Source organism: Gemmatimonas sp. (assembly GCF_036405635.1).
In the GTDB taxonomy this organism is placed as follows: domain Bacteria; phylum Gemmatimonadota; class Gemmatimonadetes; order Gemmatimonadales; family Gemmatimonadaceae; genus Gemmatimonas.
The window spans coordinates 1-18,275 of sequence record NZ_DASWXE010000003.1; the positions used below are offsets into that span (position 1 = coordinate 1).

Below are 18,275 nucleotides of genomic sequence, written 5' to 3' on the forward strand. Positions count from 1 at the left end.
AGTGCCCCCCGGGATGAATCCCGGGGGGCACTTCCATTTCCTTCTACATCAAGGTGATCAGCAACCCGGACCAGCCAGTGCGCCCGTCTGACCGACGCGCTGCAGGCACTCGGCCGTCGGGATCGGCTGCACGCGCGCCACGAAGTGCGTGTTCACGCCCGAGGTGATGTCGATCGGCAGCTGGTTGAGGCGGCCGTAGCGACGCATATCCACCCAGCGATGCCCTTCCAGCAGCAGCGAGTAACGCTTCTGCAGCAGGATTTCCGTGAGGATCGCATCGTTGGAGGCAGCCGCGGTGAGCGTGGTCGGCGCGAGGCCGCCCGAGTTCACGCGGATCACGTTGATCATGTCGATCGCACCCTGCTTGTCACCCGTGGCAAGCAGGATTTCCGCGCGGAGGAGGATGAGCTCCTCATTGCGGATAACCGGCGTCGGCGAGGCTACTGTCGGGTACATGTTGAAGCCCAACGTCGACGGGATGCCCAGACCCTGAGGCGCGTTGCCCTGGGCACGGGTACCGATCTTCGCCAGATAGCGGTTGTCGAACGTGCCGTCGGCCTTGCGGGGCGCGTCGGCCTGAATCGACATGTGCGCAAACGTGGTCGTGTTGGTGACCATGTTGAACGGGTTCGGCGTATCCGGCGCCGCACCCTGCACCTGGTACACACCCACGTTCAGTGCCGCCGCCGTCGTGGCGCCCGTGTTGATGAACGACGCGGCGAGCGCCGTGCCGGCACGAGTCCACGCCGCCGCACCACCACCGACCGTGGCGTAGTACGCCGCCGCGCGCGCCGCCATGGCGCGGTTGAAGCGGAGGAACGTCGCCGGCGTGTTGAAGCCCGCGTAACCCGAATGCATGGTGAACGGGAAGGCGGCCGTGCCGGCTGCCGTCAGGTCCGCCTGTGCACCATCGAGCGTGTTCAGGATGTACTTGTACATCGAGTCGCGGGACACGAACGGCGCGAGCACCTGCGGATCTTCATTGATCTGCACGATGCCGCCGAGCGTGTCACGCGTGGCCACGACATACATCAGCTCCATCGCTTCGATCGTCCTCGCGAAGCCCGTCGCGGCACGCTTCTGCGCGTCCGAGAAGGCCGTCGAGGCATCGACCGTCTTTCTGAAGTTGAAGATGTCGCGCAGGTTGGCGTACGGGCCGGACCAGCTGCCAACGGCAAAACCGCCCGGATCGAGCCGGTTCTGGCCGGGGAAGCCGATCAGGTACGCCGACGTGTTGCGGCCTTCCGCGGGGGTGTACGAGTACGACTCACGACCGAAACGTCCGAGATCACTCTGGTACGTGCTCAGACTGCCGCGGTTGCCACGCAGCACACCCGTGGCCTGCAACTGCAGGGTCTGCGGATCCGAGCCAGCACCGTCGACACTCGGCGAGTTCGGGTTCGTGATGTTGAGCGTGTCCTTGCTGCAAGCGGCCAGCGAGAGCGACGCCAGGGACAGCACACCAAGGGTGCGCACAGTCTTCGAGGTCATCCGTGAAACGCCGGAATGGTTGGTAGTCGTCATGGGATCAGAACCCCAGGTCGACGCTGAAGAAGAACTGACGGCTCGACGGGTACGGCGCGAGGTCGATGAAACGGTTGAAGTTCTGATTGCCGAAGTTGTTGAACTCCGGGTCAAAGCCCCAGTAATCCGTGAACATGAACAGGTTGCGGCCGCTGAGGTTGAAGCGCATCGAGCGCGCCTTCAGCTTCTGCGCCCACGCGTCCGGCGCCTGCACGTTCAGCGTGATTTCGCGAACCTTCACGTACGAACCGTTCTGGATGTAGACACGCGTGTCGCCACCGTTGAACGTCGCGTAGCGGCAGGCACCCAGCGTCTGCGTACCGCAGAGACGCGAGCCCGGCACGTAGCTGGCATCACCCGGGTTGCCCGAGCCGCTCGGCTTGATGAGCTGGGTCGGCGCCGCGTCGTCGTAGTCACGCGCGTTACCGCCTTCGTCCCACAGGTTGTTCGTCATGTTCGACACGTCGCCACCCGCACGCCAGTCGATCAGCGCGGACACCGTGAGGCGCTTCCACGTGAAGTCGTTGTTGAACGTGGTGGTGTGGAACGGGTTGGAGTTGCCCGTGATCGTGTCGATCGCAACATAGGCCTGGGTGGTCGGGTTCCAGCGCAGCGGAGCGTTGGACCAGATCTCCGTGGAGACCGAGTTGGCACCGATGCGGTTACGGCCGTACGCCGCACCAAAGCTGCCGGTCGGATAGAACGCCGGAACCGGGAGGTCGTTGGTGTACTGCTTGTTCGTGTTGTAGATGATGCGGCTGGTCCACTCGAAGCTGCCACGACGCAGCGGCACCAGCGACAGCACGCCTTCCGAACCCAGCACCGACAGCTGACCACCGTTGATGATCTTGTTGGCAAGACCCGACGACGGGGGGAGCGGGTAGGTGAGCAGCAGGTCGGTGATCTTACGCTGGTAGCGCGTGGCTTCGATGCCGATACGGCCACCGAACAGCGTCGCGTCCACACCGAATTCCAGCTCGTTCATGATTTCCGGCTTGATGGCCGGGTTGCCGACGAGGCTTGCCGTCGCCAGCGAGATCTGACCACCGATCTGGCCCGGTGCGCTGTACAGCACATCGCGGTCGCCGTAGCGGGGACGGTTGCCCGACTGACCCCAGGCGCCACGGAACTTGACTTCGTCGAGCTTGTCTGTGAACGGCTTCAGGAAGCGGTACGAAGCCGAGTACTTCGGGAAGATGTAGTACTTCTCGCGATCGCCATTGGCGCTCGAACGGTCGGCACGGAGACCCACGTTCAGGGCCAGCTTTTCGTCGAGGAACAGGGCCTGTTCGTTGACGTACACTGACTGATCGCGGAATTCCGAGCGGCTGTCTTCGACCGACATGTCCTGCGCACCGGCCAAAGGTGCCACCTTCACACTGGGGATAAGGCCGCGAGCGCGGATGCGGTAGATACCCACCGCCTGGCGCTCGTACGTACCACCGACGGACGTCGTGAACGACGTCACCAGGCGATTGGCCGGCGTCCAGGTCCACACCGCGTTCAGGCCGGCATTGCTCTGGAGGCTGGAAACGTTGTTCTCACCAGCGGTGCCAAGGAAGCCGTCAGCCGGCTCGAACTGCAGGTAGTTGGGCGAGTAGACGATGCCTTCCTGCTGGAAGCGGTCGACGCCGGCCAGCATGGACAGCTGCACGCTGTGACGCGCCGTGGCGACCGCGGCGTAACCGACGCGGAGGTTACCGGCGAGACGGTGCACCACTTCGTCACCCTGCACCGCTTCGGCCACTTCGAACGGATTGGCCGTGGTGAAACCGCCGCCGTGGAACGGCATGCGCACATAGCGACCATCGGCCCCACGCGCACGCAGGTCGATGATGGCCGGGTTGTAGCCCAGCTCGTACGTCGGGCTGGTGCCCGAGTTGGCGTTGTTGCCGATACCGCGCTGCAGGAAGTTGCGCGTGAGGTCCACGCCCATGCTGGCCGTGAGCTTGCTGCCGATCGTCTGGTCGAGGTTGATGCGGCCACCGGTGCGACGGGCGCCGGTGTTGATCATGATGCCCGACTCCTGACGGTCGTTCAGCGAGGCGAAGTAGCGCGTGTTGCCCGCGCCACCCGAGGCCGAAAGCAGCGTTTCCCACGACGGGTCGGTGCGGCCGTAGAGGTCGCCCTGCCAGTCGTAGTTGGTGCACGTCGGGGTGCAGGCCGCGCGCGCGGCGGCTTCACCGATCGGGCCGCCGACGAAGGGCAGCACGTGGTCGAGGTCGCGGTACTGGCGGTGACCCAGCGAGCGCACCATCTGCTGCGTGCCCACACGCTGCGTCAGATTCCAGCGCGACTGGCCGGTCTGACCGCGCTTGGTGGTGATCACGACCACGCCGTTCGTCGCGCGTGAGCCGTAGATGGCCGTGGCGGCCGCCGACTTCAGCACTTCGATGCTTTCGATGTCGTTCGAGTTCAGGTCGGCGAGACGATTGACGACCTGGTCCTGATTGGAACCCGTCGAACCCGAGGCGCGCGAAACGGCCGACGCACCCGACGAGAAGCCGGAGTTCGAAAGGATGACACCGTCGACGACGTAGAGCGGATCACCCTGACCCAGCACGGACGTGGCGCCACGGATCTGCACCTGGGCACCACCGCCCGGCGCGCCGCTGTTTTCGAACACGCGGGCACCGGCAACCTTACCAGCCAGGTTGCTTTCGACCGAGCGGGCCGGCACGCGATTCAGTTCCTGTGCGTTGACCGAGGCCACGGCCGTGGCGGCGACACGACGATCAACCGTCGTCGCGGCACCGGTAACCGTCACACCTTCGAGCTGCAGCACGTCCTTGTCGAGCTCGAAGTCGGCCGTCGTCACCGTCGGGGCGACACGGACCGTGGCGCGCTTGTACCCAAGCGTACGCGCCATAAGGGATGCTTCACCGGCCGGCACCCGGATGCGGTATTCACCCCGCTCGTTGGTGCGCACACCGACCTGCTGGCCGACGATGCTGACAGTGACATCTGGAAGGGGCTGGCCGGTACCGACCATGGTCACCTTACCCGTGATATCACGGGTCTGCGCGTCCGCACGGAACGGCAGGAGGGCAACCATGGCAGCCGCGGCCACGAACTTGAAGAACCTACCCATAGGGTCTCCGATGGAGGGGAGTACTGCGGCGGATCGCCCGACGCCCTGTCACGAGTGATGGACTGTCAGTCACAGACGTTTGCGGGGAGTGTCTGTGACTCGACAGTGACAGAGCCGTCGAGGATGACGCAAAGGTAAACGGCTAACAGCACAGCGGCAGGTGGCGTCACGCGAATGAATGGGACGACAAGCGTTGCCCGGGGATTGCCCCTGTTCGGGTCTTGTATGCCGGTGGATTTGGTCGGCGTCTTAGTCGTGACAATCTCAGTGCCAGTAACGTTTCGTCACGTTTTCCAGGCACGCCATTTCCCGCGCCAGTTCGGTCACCGGGGCTCGCGCCAGAGGCACTCTGGCGAGCAATTCACATCCGTATGTACGCTGAAACAGGGGCCGCCATCCCCGTGACCTGTGCCACAATCGCGGGACCCGAGGAATCGTTAGGTTGGGACCGGGTCATCACCCGAACGCCACCTGCACGCCGACAGTCCATCTTCTCCGCTGCCCATCGATGCTGACCGAGAATTCGTCCTGTAACGCGTGCGCGGCTGCCGCCGCCCGATTCGACCGCCGGCAGTTCGTCGCAACAGCGTCTGTCCTCTCGATGGGCGCGCTGGTGACCGCCAGTTGCGGCGACGGCATCATCTCCGGCCCTGAAGCGATCCCGCCGTTCCCGGCCGATCCCTTCACCTTCGATCCGCGCACGGTCTCCGCGTTGCAGCAGGTCGGTGGACGGGTGGTGGTCTCCTCCGGCCTCGCCTCGCCCATCCTGCTCGAACGGATGTCGACCGCGCAGTACCGGGCGCTCTCGCTCGTCTGCCCCCACAAGGGCACCATCGTCGACGTCCGGTCCTCCGGTTTTGTGTGCCCCAACCATGGCGCCCGATTTGCCCTCGATGGCGAATGGACCGGTGGGCAGGAAACCGCCGGTCTTGCTCCCGTGGCGGTACGCAACAACGCGGACGGCACCCTCACGATCGGCGGTGTGCCGACGCCACCGGCGCTCTCGCTCTCGGCGGGGAGTGCCGTCTTCGTTACTTCCATTGTCGGGGCTGGCACCATGGCCCCGCAGACTGTCGCCGTGAACAATGAAGGAGGCGGCACCATCAGCGGTCTGCAGGTGTCGCTCGCCTACGCGCCCAATCAGCGCAGCGGCTGGCTCAATGTCGCCATCGACCAGGCGTCCACTCCGGCCACGCTGACGCTCACGGCCACGCGGGGCACCATCCCCGCCGGTACATACTCCGCGACCGTGACCGTCAATGCGCCCAACGTCTCGACCGGCGCACAAACGGTTGCCGTGACCATGCTGGTGCAGGACCCGGCGTCTCCGGCGTCGCTGCTGCTGTCGGCCAGCGCGCTGTCGTTCACGGTGGCGCAGGGCATCGCACCCGTCGCGCAAACGGTGCAGATCAACAACGGTGGCGGCGGCGCGGTTCTGGGTATCACGGCGGCCGTGAATTACGGAACGGGGGCCAGCGGCTGGCTCACCCCGTCGCTCAGCGGCACCACGGCACCGGCCACTCTCACGCTGCGCCCCAACATCACGGGTTTGGCGGTCGGTACATACACGGCCACCGTCGTCGTCGCGGCCACGGGGCTCGCCAATCGCACGCTCACGGTCACCCTCACGGTGAATCCGCCCGGTCTCCAGGTCACCATCGCCGCCTGGCCGGCCCTCGCCAATGTGGGCGGCGTCGTGGGCAGTGTGGGCAACATCAATGGTGGGCCGGTGGCCGTGGTGCGCACCAGTGCGAACAGCTTTTCGGCGTTCTCGATGGTATGCCCACACGCCGGTACCACCATTCTGGTGGTGAACAACGCCAGCTTCCGCTGCCCCAATCACGGCGCCCTGTTCGACCGTGAGGGCAACAATCTGCCGGACGGTTCGCAGATCACGGACAACCTGACGCAGTACACCGTGGTGTATACGCCAGGGGCCAGCACATTTGTGGTGACGCTGTAGCGGTTCCGGGTCGCGAGGGGCGTGTTTGGGGGTGAAAAGCCGAGTGCCGGGTAACGAGTCTCGAGACGCGCGTCCCGGTACCCGTGACCCTGTTGGTCACCACGAAACCCGTCCCCTCGCGACCCGCAACCGCTGCCCGATTGTTCCCCCTCGGCAGCATGGCTAACTTTTGGGGCTGTTCGACTTAGCTCCCTTTTGCCCCAGCTGTCGCCATGCCGACTTACGAGTTCCGTTGTCCGGACGGAACGATCATCGAGCGCATCTTCAAGATCTCCGAGGTCCCGGAGTCCATTCCGTCGCCCAACGGCGACGGTGTGGCCACGCGGATCATCTCTGGTGGTGCCGGTCTGCTCTTCAAGGGATCGGGCTTCTACATCACCGACTACGGCAAGGACGGCAAGAAGGATCAGCGTCCGGCCAGCAGCGAGAAGTCGGACAGCGCCCCGAAGAGCGACAGCTCGGGCTCGTCCGGCGGCAGCGCGTCCGGTAGCAGCTCGAGCGGCGGTTCCACTTCGAGCCCCAAATCCGAGTGAGCGCCCCGCAGAACGACGCAGCGGAACCGGCGAGCCACGCCGACGCCTTGCGCGCAGAACTCGTACGCGCGGCCCGCACGCTTGGTGCGCCCGACGATGTCTCGCCCGTACTCGAGCGCCCGCGCGACCCGTCCTTCGGTGACTGGGCCACGAATCTCGCGATGACGCTGGCCAAGCCGCTCGGCAAGAAGCCGCGCGATCTGGCCGAAGCACTCATCGCTGCACTCAACAAAGAAAGTGTGGGCATCCAGGCCGCCGAAATCGCCGGCCCGGGCTTCATCAATTTCCGTCTCGATCCAGGCTTTCAGGCCCGCGGCCTGTTGCAGATCCTCGCTGCGCCGGAGCAGTGGGGACGCCACAACATCGGACAGGGCGAGCGTGTCGTCGTGGAATTTGTTTCGGCGAATCCCACCGGTCCTTTGCACGTGGGTCACGGACGTCAGGCTGCGCTGGGCGATGCCATCAGCACGCTGCTCGAGTGGACCGGCTGGAAGGTCGATCGCGAGTTCTACTACAACGACGCCGGTGCACAGATCGCGAACCTCGCGAAGAGCACGCAGGCGCGTGTGCGCGAGATCGGTGGTGCGGCGCTCGAAATTCCCGAAGGCGGCTATCACGGTGAGTACATCCGGGAGATCGCCGAGCGCTACGCCACACAGCACAGCGCCGATGCGACGGGCAACGACCTCGACGCGATGCGCGAGTTCGCCGTAGCGGCGCTGCGCCACGAACAGGACCTCGATCTGCAGGCCTTCGGCGTCAAGTTCGACACATACTATCTCGAAAGTTCGCTCTACACCGACGGCCGGGTCGACAAGACTGTCGAGGCGCTCAAGGCGTCGGGCTACACCTTCGAGGACAACGGCGCGCTCTTCCTGCGCACGACGGCCTTTGGCGATGACAAGGACCGCGTGATGAAGAAGAGCGAGGCGAAGGGTGGCGACTACACCTACTTCGTCCCCGATGTGGCCTATCACGTGACCAAGTGGGAACGCGGCTACCATCGCGCGATCAACGTGCAGGGCGCTGATCATCACAGCACCACCACGCGTGTGCGCGCCGGTCTGCAGGCGCTGGGGATCGGCATCCCGCAGGGTTATCCCGACTACGTGCTGCACCAGATGGTGACCGTCATGAAGGGCGGCGAAGAGGTGAAGATCTCCAAGCGCGCCGGCTCGTACGTCACTGTGCGCGATCTCATCGACGAAGTGGGACGTGATGCCGTCCGCTACTTCTACCTGATGCGCAAGGGCGATTCACAGCTCGTGTTCGATGTGGATCTCGCCCGCAGCCAGTCTGAAGAGAACCCGGTGTATTACGTGCAGATGGCTCACGCGCGCATGTGCGGCATCTTCCGCGTCGGTGAAGTGGACGCGACCACCGTGACCGCCGACGGCGTGGACCTCGGTGTGCTCAGCGAGCCGGCCGAACAGGAACTCATCAAGCAGTTGCTCGACTTCCCGGCCATCGTGAAGGGCGCCGCCGACAATCTCGAACCGCACCGCATTGCGGGCTGGCTGCTCGAGACGGCGCGCACGGCCCACACCTGGTATCACAAGCATCACGTCCTCGGAGAACCCGAGGCCATCACGCGCGCGCGGCTCGTGCTCGCGCGTGCCACGCAGCTCGGCATCGCGTCCGGCCTGCGCATCCTCGGACTGACTGCGCCGGAGCGCATGTGACCCCGTCTGTATCGTCGACTTCCGCCGCGCACCCGGTGCTGGTGGTGGGATCTGTCGCCCTCGATTCCGTCGAGACGCCGTTCGGCAAGGCTGATGAAGTGCTGGGTGGTTCCGGCACCTTCTTCTCGTCGTCGGCTTCGCACTTTGCGCCCGTACAGCTCGTCGGTGTGGTCGGTGACGACTATCCGGTGGAGAAGCTCGCCCCGCTGGCCGAGCGTGGCGTGGACCTCGCTGGCCTCGAGAAGGTGGAGGGCACCAGCTTCCGGTGGCGTGGCCGGTATCGTCACGACCTCAACTCGGCCGAAACGCTCGAGACGCACCTTGGTGTGTTCTCGCACTTCCGCCCGAACATTCCGGAGCAGTTCCGCCGCGCGCCGTTCGTGTTTCTCGCCAACATCGATCCGCGTCTTCAGCTGCAGGTGCTGGAGCAGGTGGAGAAGCCCCGACTGGTCGCGTGCGATACGATGAACTTCTGGATCGAGTCGCGCCGCCCCGAGCTGATCGAACTGCTCAAGCACGTCGACCTCATCACGCTGAACGACGGCGAAGCACGCCAGCTCACCGAGCACACCAACCTCGTACAGGCCGCGCGCTGGATCCTCGACAAGGGGCCGAAGCATGTGCTCATCAAGAAGGGCGAGCACGGCGCGTTCATGTTCAATCGCGAGAGCGTGTTCTTCGCGCCCGCGTATCCGCTCGAAAGTGTGTTCGATCCGACCGGTGCCGGTGACTCGTTTGCCGGCGGCTTCATGGGCTATCTCGCCGCGACGGGTGACATCAGCGAGCGCGCCATGCGTCGCGCCGTGGTCGTTGGTTCGGCCATGGGTTCGTTTGCCGTCGAGAAGTTCTCCAACACCCGACTGCTTGAAATCACGCGCGCCGATATCGATGCGCGCGTCCAGGAATTCCGCCAACTCGTGGCCTTCGACTCGGAGCTTGACGCATGACCGCCCCCAACTCCACGCCCCTCGATTATCGCTCGGCGGGTGTCGACATCGAAGCAGCCGATGATGCGAAGAACCGTCTGTCGCGACTGGTGCAGTCGACGATGACGGCGGGATCGCGCGGCGCGTTTGGCGGCTTTGGCGGCATGTTCCGTGTGCCCGATCGCTATCGTGCGCCGCTGCTGGTGGCCAGCGCTGATGGTGTGGGCACCAAGATCAAGATCGCCATCGAAGCCGACCGTCATGACACGATCGGTCACTGCCTCGTGAACCATTGCACCAACGACATCCTGGTGCAGGGTGCGGTGCCGCTGTACTTCCTCGACTACGTGGCGTTCGGCAAGCTCGAGCCACCCGTGGTGGAAGGTGTGGTGGCTGGTGTGGCGGCGGGTTGCCGCGAGAATCATTGCGCGCTGATCGGCGGCGAGACGGCCGAGATGCCGGGTGTGTACACGCCGCCCGACTACGATCTCGCCGGTTTCATCACGGGCATTGTGGAAGAAGATCAGGTGCTGGGCAGCGCGCGTGTGCAGGAAGGCGATGTGCTGGTGGCGTTGGCCAGCGATGGGCTGCACACCAACGGCTACTCGCTCGCTCGCCGCATCATCAGCGATCGTCTCAAGCTCGGTGTGCACGACGTGTTCCCCGACGCCGATGGCGCCACGGTGGCCGACGTCATGCTCAAGGTGCATCGCTCGTATCTCACCTGCCTCGAGCCCATGCTCGGCTCCATCCATGCGATGGCGCATATCACGGGCGGCGGCCTGCCGGGCAACCTGAACCGTGCGCTGCCTCACACCCTCGATGCTGCCGTGGATACCTCCACATGGACCATCCCCTCCGTCTTCCGGGTACTGGCCGAAGCGGGGCAGGTGAGCCCGATGGAGATGTTCCGCGCTTTCAACATGGGGGTTGGCATGGTCGTGATCACGGCACGGGAGAATGTGTCGGCGCTGATTGCACGCGCCGCTGCATGCAGCATTGAGGCGTGGGAACTGGGCAAGACTGTGAAGGGCACTGGTGAGGTGCAATTGCGCGGGTTGGGCGCGTGAAGCGGCGCGCGCGGAGGCTCCTCGCCGCAGCGACTGTGCCTGCCGCGCTCGCCATGGGCGTGACGACTGCGCAGGCGCAGACCACGGTCGGCCGTTGTGAAATGCCCACGTTCGGCGGCTCTGCCGCGGACGCGTGTCAGAAGGGGCGTGACCTGTTCGCCTACGTGGTGCCGCAGGTGGGCGTCGCGCTGTCTGGAGGCAATCCCATTCTCGGCGAAGGGGGCACGATGGGTGGGTGGGGCAAGCGCGCTATCAGTGCTCGCCTCACCGCGGTCGAAGGGTATCTGCCGCGCAACTCGGTGCCCATCACGGCCGTGGTGGGAGGCACTCCACCGAGCAGTGATTTCGGCGCCAAGCGCACCTACGTACCCATCCCCTCGGTCGATGCCGCCGTTGGTCTGTTTTCGGGCGTGCCGGCTGGCCTGACGAATGTGGGTGGAGTCGATGCACTGCTCGGCGTCACCTATTTGCCTCAAGCGTCAGAAGGCAGCTTCCGCCTCAAGCCTTCCGGATCGTCCTTTGCATTCTCCTACGGCGTGAGAGTTGGCGCACTACAGGAGTCCTCGGTGGTGCCCGGTGTGAGCATCAGCTACATGCGACGCAAGCTGCCCACCGAGAACCTTTCCTACACGCCGGGCAATGACACGCTGAACGTGAACAACATGGCGGTTACGTCCAACACGTGGCGGTTGGTGGCGAGCAAGCGCGTTGCCGTGGTCGGACTCGCCGCCGGCATTGGCCGCGACGAGATCGAAGGCTCGTCCGGCATGAGCGGCGTCGTGAACGAATCGGTGGGAGCCATTCCTCTGCGCAGCGCTGTGACGTTGTCCGATGTGCGCACCAAGGCCAAGCGCAACACAGCCTTTCTCAACGCATCGTTTGGTATATCGCTCGTGCGGGTCGTTGGTGAATACGGATGGTCCAGCGCCGGCACCATCGAAAACACGGTGAATCAGTTTGGCGGTCGTCGGGCCAACGAAGCCTACCGCTACGCATCACTCGGACTCACGGTGCGCTTCTGATGTCGCACGCCGCATGAGCACCGTTCCCGCCGGTCACGGCGAGGATGTGCAGGCGCACGAAGCGCACGTCTCGACGTTCACCGTCGATGACGTGCGCTTCATGCGTCGAGCCATTGTGTTGGCTGAGCGCGGCGCGGGACAGGTGTCTCCCAATCCCAAGGTCGGCGCCGTCATCGTGCGGGGGGGAGAAGTCGTTGGGGAGGGCTGGCATCAGCAGTACGGCGGCCCGCATGCCGAGGTGCATGCGCTGGCTGCCGCAGGCGCGGCGGCACAAGGCGCAACCGCGTACGTGAGCCTCGAGCCGTGCAATCACCACGGCAAGACTCCGCCGTGTACCGACGCCCTTGTTGCGGCGGGTGTGGTGCGTGTGGTGTGTGCCACCCGGGATCCCAACCCCAAGGCGGCGGGCGGCATCGAGCGGCTCGAGGCGGCCGGTATCGCCGTCACGGTGGGCGTGTGTGAGCACGAAGCGCTGGTGCAGAATGCGCCGTTCTTCCATGCCGCCCGTGGCGCCGACCGGCCCTTTGTCACCCTCAAGCTGGCCGTCTCCATCGACGGGGCTATCGTGGACGCATCCCGACAGCGGGGCTGGCTGACGGGGCCCGAGGCACATGCGGCCGTCCATGCCCTCCGGGCAGACGCGGACGCGGTGGCCGTGGGCATCGGCACGGCATTGGCCGACGACCCGGCTCTCACCGTCCGTCTCGTGGACGCGCCACGAGTGCCTCCCCGGCGGGTCGTGTTCGATCGCCAGGCCCGGCTGCCGCTGGAAAGTGCCCTCGTGCGCACGGCCGAGGAGATCCCGGTCAGTATTGTCACCCAGCCGCCCCGACCGGCCGGCGCCGATGCCTTGGCGGATGCCGGCGTGCAGGTGCTGGAGGCGGCGGGCCCGGCTGATGCCCTTCGTACCCTCTGGGCGGAAGGGGTGCGCCATCTGCTGGTGGAGGGAGGCGCCGAACTGGGTTCTGCGCTCCTGAACGCCGGACTCGTCCATCACCTGATTATCTTTCAGGCTCCGGTCATTCTGGGGGCAGGCGCCGTGTCGGCGTTTGCCACGTACCCGGCGTCGGGCGCGGACACCGCGCCACGCCTCCGGGTGCTCGAGCGCCGCGTGTTCGGCGCCGACCTGATGACCCGTTACGCTGTTTTCGGAGACTGAAGAACGGATGTTCACGGGGCTCGTGGACGACGTCGGGCTCATTGAGCACGTCGCTGACACACCGGCTGGTCGGGAGCTGCGCATCACCTGCGGCTACCCTGAGTTGGCCGATGGCGAGAGCGTCGCGGTGAATGGCGCGTGCCTCACCGTGCGCGAACATGGCGCCACCGTTGAGGGTGGCAGCTGGTTCACGGTCGCGGCCATCGAGACGACGCTGGGTCGCACCACCATCGGTCAATGGACCGCTGGCCAGCGCGTGAATCTCGAACGCGCCATGCGCATGGGCGATCGCCTCGGTGGCCACATGGTGCTTGGCCATGTGGACGATCTGGGCACCGTGCTGCGCACCACCACCGCGGGTGACGCGTGGCTGGTCGACGTGGAACTGCCGCCGCGCCTCCGCCCGCTCACCGTCGACAAGGGCTCCATCACCATCAATGGCGTGAGCCTGACGGTGAACGAGATGCTCGACACCGGTGTGCAGCTCTCCATCATCGAGTTCACCAAGCGGCACACCACACTCGGCGAGCTCGAAGCCGGCCATGCGGTGCACGTCGAGGCCGATGTCCTGGCCAAGCATGTCGAGCGACTGATGACGGCATATACCGCCGCGCAGACCGCCACGAACACCCCCGCGCGCACGGGCGCGCTTACCTCAGAGTACTGAAGCGTACTGATGCCCATTTCACAGCAGAACGCCGGGGCGCCGCAGGACGCGGACCGCCAGGCTGCCGATACGGTGTTCGGGACGGTCGAGCAGGCGCTGGCCGATATCGCCGCTGGCAAGTTCATCGTGGTGGCCGACGATGAAGACCGCGAAAACGAAGGTGATCTTGTGTGCGCGGCCGAACTGGTGACGCCCGAGATGGTCAACTTCATGCTTGAAGCAAAAGGCATGATCTGTCTGGCCATGACCAACGAGTGGGCCAATCGCCTCGGCCTCGAGATGCAGGTGGAGAAGAACACCGAGTCGATGAGCACGGCGTTCACGGTCTCCATCGATGCGGCGGCCAAGTACGGCGTCACTACGGGCATCAGCGCGGCCGATCGTGCGGCGACCATCCGCGTTGCTGCCGATCCCGATTCCACGCGAGCCGACCTTCGCGTGCCGGGGCATATCCATCCGCTGCGTGCACGGGATGGTGGCGTGCTGCAGCGCGTGGGACACACCGAGGCCGCGGTGGACCTCGCGCGTCTCGCCGGTTGCCGTCCCGCCGGTGTCATCTGCGAAGTGCTGAACAAGGACGGCACCACCTCGCGCCGCCCGCAGCTCGAGCAGTTCTGCAAGCAGCATGGCCTGACGTTCATCACCATCGCGCAGCTCGTGGCGTATCGCCTCAAGAACGAGCGTCTCGTGCATCGCGTGGCCGAAGCGCGCTTGCCCACCGAATACGGTGAGTGGCGCATCTACGGCTACAAGAACGATGTCGACCAGCGTGAGCACATTGCCATTGCCTATGGCGATGTCTCGCAGGGTGAAGGTGTGCTGGTGCGCATGCACTCCAAGTGCCTCACGGGCGACGTGTTCCATTCGCGCCGCTGTGACTGCGGGTGGCAGCTCGACACGGCCATGGCCATGATCCAGACCGAAGGCAAGGGCGTCATCGTGTACCTTGATCAGGAAGGCCGTGGCATCGGCCTCATCAACAAGCTCAAGGCCTATGAGCTGCAGGATCGCGGTGCCGACACGGTCGAGGCCAATGAACAGCTTGGTTTCAAGGCAGACCTTCGCAACTACGGCATTGGCGCGCAGATTCTTCTCGACCTCGGCGTGCAGTCCATTCGCGTGCTGACGAACAACCCCCGCAAGCTCGTGGGGCTCGATGGCTACGGTCTCGTGCTCACCGATCGTGTCCGTATCGAGGCCCCGTCGACCGATGAGAACGCTTCCTATCTTGAAACCAAGCGAACAAAGCTTGGTCACCTCTTCGCCATCTGAGATCGACGTGGCTGAGTTCAGTGGAGAACCGCGCGGTGAAGGACGCCGCATCGTGGTGGTTGCCAGCCGCTTCAACGAGGGCGTGACCGTGCCGCTCGCCGAGGGCGCGGTGCGCGCGCTCGTGGAGAAGGGTGTGGCGTTCGACAATGTCGACGTGCTCTGGGTGCCGGGCGCGTGGGAGTTGCCGGTGGCCGTGCGTCGTGCGCTCAGCAGCGAGCGGTATGACGCGGCCGTTGCCGTGGGTGCCGTCATTCGCGGCGACACGCCGCACTTCGACATCGTGGCCGGTGAAACTGCACGCGGCCTGATGGAAGCCTCACGCGACTTCGATGTGCCCGTGACGCTCGGCCTGCTCACCACTGACACGCTCGAGCAGGCGGAAGCGCGGGCTGGTGGTGTGCATGGCAACAAGGGCATGGATGCCGCACTGGCGGCACTCGAAGTGCTCGACCTGTTCGATCGTGCGTTGCCGGCGGCGGACTACGACGACGAGGACGCCGAGTGATGGTGAATCTTCGCGACGAGGCGTTCTGGGACACGCCCATGCAGGAGCCGTTGGCGCCCAAGCAAGGGCGCCGCACGCGCGGGCGTAAGGCCACGCAGGAGGAGCGCGTGGAAACCCGCGGACGTGCGCGCGCGTTGCAGGCACTCTATGCGGCCGACCTGCGCGATCTGTCGCAGGTGAAGCGCATCGCCACCACCGTTTTCGACGACCTCGCCATCGATCCGGCGGAGCGTCTGTTTGCTTCACGCATCGTGGCCACGGTGGCCGATCGCGGTGCTGCGCTCGATACCGCACTCTCCGAAGTCACGGCCAACTGGCGCCTCGAGCGCCTTGGTGCCATCGAGCGTAGTGTGCTGCGTCTTGCCGCCGCCGAACTCGCGCGCGAAGAAACGCCGGTGAAGGTGGTGCTGCAGGAAGCGGTGCGTCTCGCGGAGCGATATGGCACTGAGCGGTCGGCGCGCTTCGTCAACGGCGTGCTGGACGCCTACGCCCGTCGGCTCGGACGGTTGTGACCGCGCAGGCCTCGGTAGGCACGCAGGCGGACGACCGTCTGCGGAGGCCCTTGCGCATTGCTGTCGTCAACTGGCAGTGCCGCGACAACCCGCAGGCCGGCGGTGCGGAGATCCATCTCCACGAGATCTTCGGACGGCTGGCACAAGCGGGTCATGAAGTGGTGCTGTTGTGCGGTGGTTGGCCTGGGTGTCCTCCCCGCACCACGCTTGATGGCATCGAAGTGCATCGCGTTGGCACGCGGCAATCGTTCCCGTTCCTCGCGCGTCGCTACTGGCACACCCATCTGGTGCAGCGCGGTTTCGACGTGCTGGTCGAGGATATCAACAAGGTGCCGGTGTTCACGCCCACCTGGCGTGCGCCCAAACTGGTAGGGCTCGTGCCGCACCTGTTTGGCGGGACGGCCTTTCAGGAACTCGCCGCGCCGCTTGCCACAGCGGTGTGGCTGGCAGAAAAGCCGTTGCCATGGTTCTACGCCGGTCATGCCTTCGAGGCGATCAGCGAGAGCACGAAGGACGATCTGGTGCGCCGGGGCATTCCGCGCGACAGCATCCGCGTGATCTTTCCGGGTATCGACAGCGCACACTACACGCCCGACCCCACCCAGCGTGCGGCTCGTCCAACCTTTGCGTATCTCGGTCGTCTGAAGAAGTATAAGGGTGTGGATCTGGTGATCCGTGCCTTCGCGGCCTGTGAGGTGCCCGACGCCACACTCGAAGTGGCCGGGGCGGGGGAATATCGGGCTGAATTGGAGCGTTTAGCCGGAACCCTTGGGGTGCACTCGCGGGTACGGTTTTTAGGACGTATTGACGAGACTGAGAAGTGCGCCCTGCTGCGACGAGCTTGGGCAACTCTTTTCGCTTCACCAAAGGAGGGCTGGGGCATCACGAATCTGGAGGCAGCAGCGAGCGGGACTCCGGTGATTGCGTCGAATTCTCCGGGAATCCGCGAGTCGGTCCGCCATGGCGAGACCGGCTACCTCGTACCACACGGGGACGTGGCTGCCATGGCTGCATCCATGCGTCGCCTCAGCGGCGAGCGAGCGCTCGTCGAACACCTGGGGGCCGCCGCGCGGCATTTTGCCGAAGGATTCACCTGGGCGAATGCCGCCGATCAGACCGAATCCCACCTCAGAGAAGTCGTGGTGGGAAAGGAGGGAGGTCGCTGATGGAGATCATCCTGCACGCGCATCACGCCGAAGTGACCGATTCACTTCGTGCTCAGGCACAGGCCGCCGTGGAACGCATCGCCTCGCGTCTCAAGCGCGTGGCCAACGCGATCGTTCGATTCGTCGGTGATGGCCCAACCCGCCGCGTCGAGATCGTCTTGCGCGCCGGGGGTCAGGGGGAGTTGTTTGCCCAAGCTGACGCCCGCGCCTTCGCACCCGCCTTGTCCGCTGCCGTGCAGCGACTGGAAAGTCAGGTCTCCCGCGCGCGCCGATCCAGGCGAGCGCCTCGCCCAGAACCCCGCCCCGGAGATTTCTCCGAGTGAATCGCCGTCTCACGGTCGGAACCCTGTTCGAGCGCATGAAAGACACGCTCGAGCTCGAACTGCTGGGCCCTTCCACCGGTCTCGATCGTGAGATCACGAGCCCCGAGGCATCCAGCCCGGGGCTCGTGTTGTCGGGGTACATCAATCGCTTTCCTTATCAGCGCATTCAGGTGCTCGGCGAAACCGAGATCACCTATTTGCAGTCTCTGGGAGAAGCGCAGCGCGCCGCCAATCTGGAACAGTTCTTCGGCTTTCCGTTGCCCTGTGCCTTCATCACGAAGGGACTCGAGCCGCCCACGCCGCTGATGCGGCTGGCCGAAGAAGCGGGTGTCGCCGTGCTGCGCTCGCAACTCAAGACGGCCGAGTTTTATCGACTCATCAAGCCGTTCCTGTCGGATCAGTTCGCACCCACCACCACGTTGCACGGCTCACTGGCCGACGTGTATGGCGTGGGGCTGTTCTTCACGGGCAAGAGTGGCATCGGTAAGTCGGAGTGTGTGCTCGACCTCGTGGAGCGCGGGCATCGCCTCGTGGCCGACGACCTCGTGTTCGTCTCGCGGCGCGGTAACGATGTGCTGATCGGCAAAGGCCATGAGCTGCAACGGCATTTCATGGAAATCCGTGGTGTCGGCCTGCTCGATATCCCGGCCATCTTCGGCATTCATGCCGTGCGTCAGCAGAAGCGTCTCGAGGTGGTGGTGGTGCTCGAAGAGTGGGATGGCAACGCCCATGTCGACCGCACCGGTCTCGATGTGCAGACCATCGATATCCTCGGCGTCGAGATCCCGAAGATCACGGTGCATCTCAATCCCGGCAAAAACATCACGGTGATTGCCGAGGTCATCGCGATGAACCATCTC

The 18,275-nt window shown here is 65.0% G+C and carries 16 protein-coding genes; 14 read left to right on the forward strand and 2 right to left on the reverse strand.

Features of this window, described 5'->3' with window-relative positions:
* Positions 1 to 57: 57 nt before the first annotated feature.
* Together VGE27_RS00085 and VGE27_RS00090 are read right to left on the reverse strand one after the other, a co-directional pair.
* Positions 58 to 1,491: a RagB/SusD family nutrient uptake outer membrane protein gene (locus VGE27_RS00085; RefSeq protein ID WP_331047588.1), complete on the reverse strand. Its 1,434-nt coding sequence runs from the start codon at positions 1,489 to 1,491 to the stop codon at positions 58 to 60.
* A gap of 37 nt (positions 1,492 to 1,528) precedes the next feature.
* Positions 1,529 to 4,615 carry a SusC/RagA family TonB-linked outer membrane protein gene (locus VGE27_RS00090; RefSeq protein WP_331047589.1) on the reverse strand — a complete coding sequence of 1,029 codons (3,087 nt, stop codon included), beginning with the start codon at positions 4,613 to 4,615 and terminating at the stop codon, positions 1,529 to 1,531.
* A 508-nt stretch (positions 4,616 to 5,123) separates the two neighbouring features.
* Between VGE27_RS00090 and VGE27_RS00095 the strand changes: the two genes are divergently transcribed.
* The 14 genes from VGE27_RS00095 to hprK form a co-directional block, all read left to right on the forward strand.
* The gene (locus VGE27_RS00095) at positions 5,124 to 6,578 is read left to right on the forward strand and encodes a Rieske (2Fe-2S) protein (protein WP_331047590.1); all 1,455 of its coding nucleotides are present in this window, start codon (positions 5,124 to 5,126) and stop codon (positions 6,576 to 6,578) included.
* A 212-nt stretch (positions 6,579 to 6,790) separates the two neighbouring features.
* Positions 6,791 to 7,111 (forward strand): hypothetical protein, encoded by a 321-nt coding sequence (locus VGE27_RS00100; RefSeq protein ID WP_331047591.1) that lies wholly within the window; start codon positions 6,791 to 6,793, stop codon positions 7,109 to 7,111.
* Positions 7,108 to 8,793 (forward strand): arginine--tRNA ligase, encoded by a 1,686-nt coding sequence (argS, locus tag VGE27_RS00105; RefSeq protein WP_331047592.1) that lies wholly within the window; start codon positions 7,108 to 7,110, stop codon positions 8,791 to 8,793. Before VGE27_RS00100 ends, argS begins: the two co-directional genes overlap by 4 nt.
* Positions 8,790 to 9,740: a PfkB family carbohydrate kinase gene (locus tag VGE27_RS00110; protein WP_331047593.1), complete on the forward strand. Its 951-nt coding sequence runs from the start codon at positions 8,790 to 8,792 to the stop codon at positions 9,738 to 9,740. Before argS ends, VGE27_RS00110 begins: the two co-directional genes overlap by 4 nt.
* Positions 9,737 to 10,789 carry a phosphoribosylformylglycinamidine cyclo-ligase gene (gene purM / locus VGE27_RS00115; protein WP_331047594.1) on the forward strand — a complete coding sequence of 351 codons (1,053 nt, stop codon included), beginning with the start codon at positions 9,737 to 9,739 and terminating at the stop codon, positions 10,787 to 10,789. The genes VGE27_RS00110 and purM overlap by 4 nt, the downstream gene beginning before the upstream one ends.
* Positions 10,790 to 10,842: 53 nt before the next feature.
* Positions 10,843 to 11,811, forward strand: coding sequence for a hypothetical protein (locus VGE27_RS00120; RefSeq protein WP_331047595.1), 969 nt, complete (start codon positions 10,843 to 10,845; stop codon positions 11,809 to 11,811).
* A gap of 13 nt (positions 11,812 to 11,824) precedes the next feature.
* Positions 11,825 to 12,970, forward strand: coding sequence for a bifunctional diaminohydroxyphosphoribosylaminopyrimidine deaminase/5-amino-6-(5-phosphoribosylamino)uracil reductase RibD (gene ribD / locus VGE27_RS00125; RefSeq protein WP_331047596.1), 1,146 nt, complete (start codon positions 11,825 to 11,827; stop codon positions 12,968 to 12,970).
* Between the two features lie 7 nt (positions 12,971 to 12,977).
* On the forward strand, positions 12,978 to 13,637 hold the full coding sequence (locus VGE27_RS00130; protein ID WP_331047597.1) for a riboflavin synthase: 660 nt from the start codon (positions 12,978 to 12,980) through the stop codon (positions 13,635 to 13,637).
* Between the two features lie 9 nt (positions 13,638 to 13,646).
* A complete protein-coding gene (locus tag VGE27_RS00135) occupies positions 13,647 to 14,909 on the forward strand; it encodes a bifunctional 3,4-dihydroxy-2-butanone-4-phosphate synthase/GTP cyclohydrolase II (protein WP_331047598.1) in 1,263 nt (420 codons plus the stop codon).
* A gap of 7 nt (positions 14,910 to 14,916) precedes the next feature.
* Positions 14,917 to 15,414, forward strand: coding sequence for a 6,7-dimethyl-8-ribityllumazine synthase (ribH, locus tag VGE27_RS00140; RefSeq protein WP_331047599.1), 498 nt, complete (start codon positions 14,917 to 14,919; stop codon positions 15,412 to 15,414).
* Positions 15,414 to 15,926, forward strand: coding sequence for a transcription antitermination factor NusB (gene nusB / locus VGE27_RS00145; protein ID WP_331047600.1), 513 nt, complete (start codon positions 15,414 to 15,416; stop codon positions 15,924 to 15,926). Before ribH ends, nusB begins: the two co-directional genes overlap by 1 nt.
* 50 nt (positions 15,927 to 15,976) lie before the next feature.
* On the forward strand, positions 15,977 to 17,092 hold the full coding sequence (locus VGE27_RS00150) for a glycosyltransferase family 4 protein (RefSeq protein WP_331047601.1): 1,116 nt from the start codon (positions 15,977 to 15,979) through the stop codon (positions 17,090 to 17,092).
* Positions 17,092 to 17,415, forward strand: coding sequence for an HPF/RaiA family ribosome-associated protein (locus tag VGE27_RS00155; RefSeq protein ID WP_331047602.1), 324 nt, complete (start codon positions 17,092 to 17,094; stop codon positions 17,413 to 17,415). The genes VGE27_RS00150 and VGE27_RS00155 overlap by 1 nt, the downstream gene beginning before the upstream one ends.
* On the forward strand, positions 17,412 to 18,275 hold an 864-nt coding region (gene hprK / locus VGE27_RS00160; RefSeq protein WP_331047603.1), incomplete at its 3' end, for an HPr(Ser) kinase/phosphatase. The genes VGE27_RS00155 and hprK, both read left to right, overlap by 4 nt.

Coding starts and splice junctions, on each gene's coding strand:
- VGE27_RS00085 (WP_331047588.1), bottom strand. CDS start 1,491: ATGACCTCGAAGACTGTGCGCACCCTTGGTGTGCTGTCCCTGGCGTCG.
- VGE27_RS00090 (WP_331047589.1), bottom strand. CDS start 4,615: ATGGGTAGGTTCTTCAAGTTCGTGGCCGCGGCTGCCATGGTTGCCCTC.
- VGE27_RS00095 (WP_331047590.1), top strand. CDS start 5,124: ATGCTGACCGAGAATTCGTCCTGTAACGCGTGCGCGGCTGCCGCCGCC.
- VGE27_RS00100 (WP_331047591.1), top strand. CDS start 6,791: ATGCCGACTTACGAGTTCCGTTGTCCGGACGGAACGATCATCGAGCGC.
- purM (WP_331047594.1), top strand. CDS start 9,737: ATGACCGCCCCCAACTCCACGCCCCTCGATTATCGCTCGGCGGGTGTC.
- VGE27_RS00120 (WP_331047595.1), top strand. CDS start 10,843: ATGGGCGTGACGACTGCGCAGGCGCAGACCACGGTCGGCCGTTGTGAA.
- ribD (WP_331047596.1), top strand. CDS start 11,825: ATGAGCACCGTTCCCGCCGGTCACGGCGAGGATGTGCAGGCGCACGAA.
- VGE27_RS00130 (WP_331047597.1), top strand. CDS start 12,978: ATGTTCACGGGGCTCGTGGACGACGTCGGGCTCATTGAGCACGTCGCT.
- VGE27_RS00135 (WP_331047598.1), top strand. CDS start 13,647: ATGCCCATTTCACAGCAGAACGCCGGGGCGCCGCAGGACGCGGACCGC.
- nusB (WP_331047600.1), top strand. CDS start 15,414: ATGGTGAATCTTCGCGACGAGGCGTTCTGGGACACGCCCATGCAGGAG.
- VGE27_RS00155 (WP_331047602.1), top strand. CDS start 17,092: ATGGAGATCATCCTGCACGCGCATCACGCCGAAGTGACCGATTCACTT.